The 3,861-nt window shown below is 57.9% G+C and carries 4 protein-coding genes; 1 reads left to right on the forward strand and 3 read right to left on the reverse strand.

Features of this window, described 5'->3' with window-relative positions; all coding sequences use genetic code 11:
• Window positions 1-231: 231 nt before the first annotated feature.
• The gene (locus E8A46_RS16100) at window positions 232-471 is read right to left on the reverse strand and encodes a hypothetical protein (protein ID WP_291562537.1); all 240 of its coding nucleotides are present in this window, start codon (window positions 469-471) and stop codon (window positions 232-234) included.
• Window positions 472-998: 527 nt separating this feature from the next.
• Between E8A46_RS16100 and E8A46_RS16105 the strand changes: the two genes are divergently transcribed.
• Entirely contained in the window at window positions 999-1,262 is a 264-nt protein-coding gene (locus E8A46_RS16105; RefSeq protein WP_291562540.1) for a hypothetical protein, read from the forward strand.
• A gap of 1,203 nt (window positions 1,263-2,465) precedes the next feature.
• On the opposite strand, the gene E8A46_RS16110 is transcribed toward E8A46_RS16105, so the two are convergent.
• A complete protein-coding gene (locus E8A46_RS16110; protein WP_291562543.1) occupies window positions 2,466-3,506 on the reverse strand; it encodes a diguanylate cyclase in 1,041 nt (346 codons plus the stop codon).
• 103 nt (window positions 3,507-3,609) lie between these two features.
• Window positions 3,610-3,861, reverse strand: a 252-nt coding sequence (locus tag E8A46_RS16115; RefSeq protein ID WP_291562545.1) for an EAL domain-containing protein, incomplete at its 5' end; no start/stop codon positions are given.

The following is a 3,861-nucleotide window of genomic DNA, read 5'->3' on the forward strand; positions in this document are numbered from 1 at the left end:
GCAACATTGAACCGCCAGCGTCACCTTACGCCATCATGCGGAGGGTTCACCCCTACCGCGGAGAGAACAGTGGGCCCGGCAAGGACGATCATTGGAGAGCTTGACACCCAGACCCGGAATTAGAGAACAGTATCTGCCAAAATCGGAAGTCGCGGGTGCGGGTAGCTCCAAATAAAAAACCGCCCATAGGCGGCGCTTGGCGCGACCCGCTCCTGTCCGCACCGTAAGCTGTCAGGTCTCGACCTTATGGAGAACAGTAGCGTCGTTCACGATCACGAGGCTGCCATCAGAGCGATCATCGAGCTGTTCGCCTGTGACTAGGCTGTAGCGAACCTTGCCGGGAATTCTCCTCACCGAGCCACTTGATGGCCGGAAGACAATCATATCCTGCCTTCGAACGACGGTATAACGGTGGCCCATGCCATCTTCGGCATAAAACCTATCTACTTCCCTTTCTGTTATCATGCCCATCGAGCAGAACTCCACTCTACACACGTAGGGCCGGACAGTATCGCAAATCGCGAACGAAGCGTTTAAGTCGGCAACCCCAGTTTGATCTTAATTCGAAGATTAACTGCTCGAATTGGGTCGCGATATCTCACCACTCAACCGAGCGTCTGCCTATCGCGAATCGTGCGCCGGACCGCGCCGCTCACTTCCGGTCTCTCCCAACTAGCGGACCTTCTCAGGGTCATTCGGCATGTCGGAAAAGTGCCAAACGCGGAAGGCCGATAGCCTTGGCGGTCCTGAGATTGATCGTTATTTAGAACCTGGTCGGCTGCTGCACGGGAAGATCAGCCGGTTTGGCTCCTTGAGAATTTTGTCCACATAAGCGGCGATTTGGAGATCCGCGCGGGCTGTGCCCGCCGATCGGCGCCAGCGCGTAGCGCGCCAGCAGAGCGCCGCTGAATCAACTATCTTTTAGGAGCCAAGGTCGGAACTTACGTTCGCACCTACTCTTGGTCTTTTGCGTAACCCGAAACCAAAAGGAGGAACGCATGACGACATTCAGAATTATCGGAGCCGCACTTTCGATTGTCCTTGCTGGTCCCGCGTTTGCGTATGACGGTCACAGGGCGCAAGACCCGTATACCCAAGCCTTCCGCGGCTACCATGACATGCGAGCACAAGATGCTCTGCATTTAGGTCGCTTGGATATTTATCCGAGGTATCACTCGGGTTGGGGCGGCCCGTATGGCGACGGCAATTACCCCGGCACGATCGATGACAATATGGGTCCGCCCTATTGGGGACCTTGGTGAACTCAGCAGCCGATTAAAACGGGCCTCCAACTGGAGGGCAACGAATGCCGGCGACGATGTGCCTTTCGTCGGCCCGTAGTTGCGTCGTCATTGTAGTCTTCCGGTCCTTGCGATGATCCGCCGTTGCCTCGATCGAGGCACATTCAACAGCCGGTCGCGGTTAGGGGTGAGAGTTCGCCGGCCAAAAGACGGAGGTCCGAGTCGGGTCAATCGCGCCGGTTTGACGTCCCGCTTGCCACTTCCGGTCTGCCCCGAACAATGGACATGCGCAGAGTTCGTCGGTATGTCTCAAACGTGCCCCCGGAAGTCACGTCATTTATTCGATCACCTCGTCGGTGCGCGCAGCCGGGCGGAAGAGGGTCGAAGTCCTACATGGATTTCACTCAGCCCATCCCTTTGATGCCAGTTGCCGCGATGGGATTTTCGCTCCTCCTTGGAGGTAAATCGCCCCGAGTTAAGGTCTGCCGGCGCGTCACGGTTGGTCGTCAGCGCCGCTGCGGCGCCCGCGTGGCGAATAGTTGCCCCTCAGGTCGGTGGACTTCGACGGTTCTTGGCACAGCAGCGGGAACTCCGGGCCTACATTTAGTGGGTCGATCGTCGTTAGGCGCGGTCAAAAATAGGTTGTGGGTCGGTTGAGTCCGGTTGTTAAAGGCAACCGAAAGGCAACCGAAACGCAACCAAAACTCAACCGAAACTCAACCGGAGGCCAGTTCGGCGACGCCGCGCTCGACCAGCCGGTCGAGCCAACAGCAGGCCCCAGGACCCGTAGAGCGTCTGAATTCCAAAACGTCGGGAAATATCCCGAACGCTATTTGGTCATGCGACTAACGAGTCAGCCAGAAATCGAGGAAGCGACTGCTACGTATGGTCTAATACATCGTTTTATCGAAGGTGGTCTTCGTGGTGGAGAGCGTCGGGAGTCGAATTGGACGCCCTCTGCGGGTGCCTAAGGCGAACGCTGTCGGCTGGTCTGGGATAGAGAAAGGCGGCTCGGGAAAAATAGCAGGCCAATTCAGTTATTAGGATGGAAACGGTTTGGTTTGATGCTCGTCGGGCGAATTTTCATTTCCGTCCTGGGGGCCGGATTTCGCATGTCTGCAGCCGCTCGGCACCCATATTCGATGCTGGCCTTGGCACCAATTGCCGTGTTGTAATCGCTTGCTACGCACCTCAACCGTCTTCATTGACAAAACCTGCCAAAAACTACCGTCGAGCTGCGTGAGCCAGATCGGGAGGATCCCTGTCTCGTCGTTCCGGGTCGGCGAAAGCGGCCAGCATGGCGTCAGCGGTGATCACGCGGTTTCTGCCCAAGCGCTTGGCGGCATAAAGGGCCTGATCCGCCTGCCCGAGAAACCAGTCGGGGCCAACATCGCTGCCGGGAACGTGCGCCACCACACCGACGCTGAGCGTTACCCACGGCCCGGCTCCAGCAGCATCATGAGTTATCCGGAGATCCATAACGGCTTGGCGAAGTCGGTCAGCAACCTTGCAGGCGCCTTCACGGTCGGTCTCAGGCAAAATAATGGCAAACTCTTCGCCACCATAGCGCGCAGCCAGATCGATAGGTCGAGAGGCGCTCTCGCCGATGACGGCTGCCACCTCACGCAGACACTCGTCGCCACGCTGATGGCCGTGTTGGTCGTTGAAGAGCTTGAAATGATCCACATCGGCAAACAGCAAGGCCAGCGGTTTCTTTGTTCGTTGCGCGCGCGACCATTCCATTTCCAACGCCAGATCGAAGCAGCGCCGGTTGGCCAGGCCAGTCAGTCCGTCCTTGACTGCCAGCGCCTTCAGGGCCATTTCCGCCCGCTTCTGGTCAGTCATGTCGCGCAAGGTTTCGACCACCGCGATCAGATTGCCGTCTTCATCGTGGATGGGACCGGCGTCAAGGGCCAAATACAAACGGTCACCCAGCTTCGGCATCACGCACCAGTTCTCGGCGCTGAAGCCGAAGCTGTTACCGTCCGGAACAGTGTGTTGTTCGGGGTAGAGTTCGCTCAATTTGTCCGGCCGCCCGAGGGCCACCAAATCCGCCAGACAGTATCGGCGCTTCGCATAAAAGGCGCGCCAGTGCCGGGAGGTTCCCAGCACTTCCGATGCGGCGACGCCGGTAACCCGCTCACAAGCACGGTTCCAGATCACGACGCGCCGCTTGGCATCAATGACGAAGGTGGGGACGACCAAATGTTGCATCAGCCGCACGGCATAGGCATGCGCGACCTCCGATTTTTTTGCGCGAGCCATCTCCAATCCTTCCCTAAAATTATCGTTCTTTAAATCAATGCTCTAACGTTGCGTTTTTGCGCAGTGGTCCAGTTTTCGTCAGGCACTACGGATTCTTTTGTCATCAAGCCACGGCTGCGATCATCTCCGCGCGCTTGCCGAACAGTTGCCTTACCTCTGGACCTGGCTTGGCGGCGCTGAACAGATAGCCCTGCATCTCGGTGCAGCCCAGCGTGCGTAGCCGTTCCTTTTGCTCAAGCGTCTCGACGCCTTCCGCGGTCGTCGTCATGTTGCGCGCGGCGGCAATATTGACCACCGCCTGCACGATCGCCGAAGAGCCGTCGATTTCCGCAACGTCGCTGATGAAGCAGCGATC

It is taken from the genome of Bradyrhizobium sp., assembly GCF_004799445.1.
GTDB lineage: Bacteria > Pseudomonadota > Alphaproteobacteria > Rhizobiales > Xanthobacteraceae > Bradyrhizobium.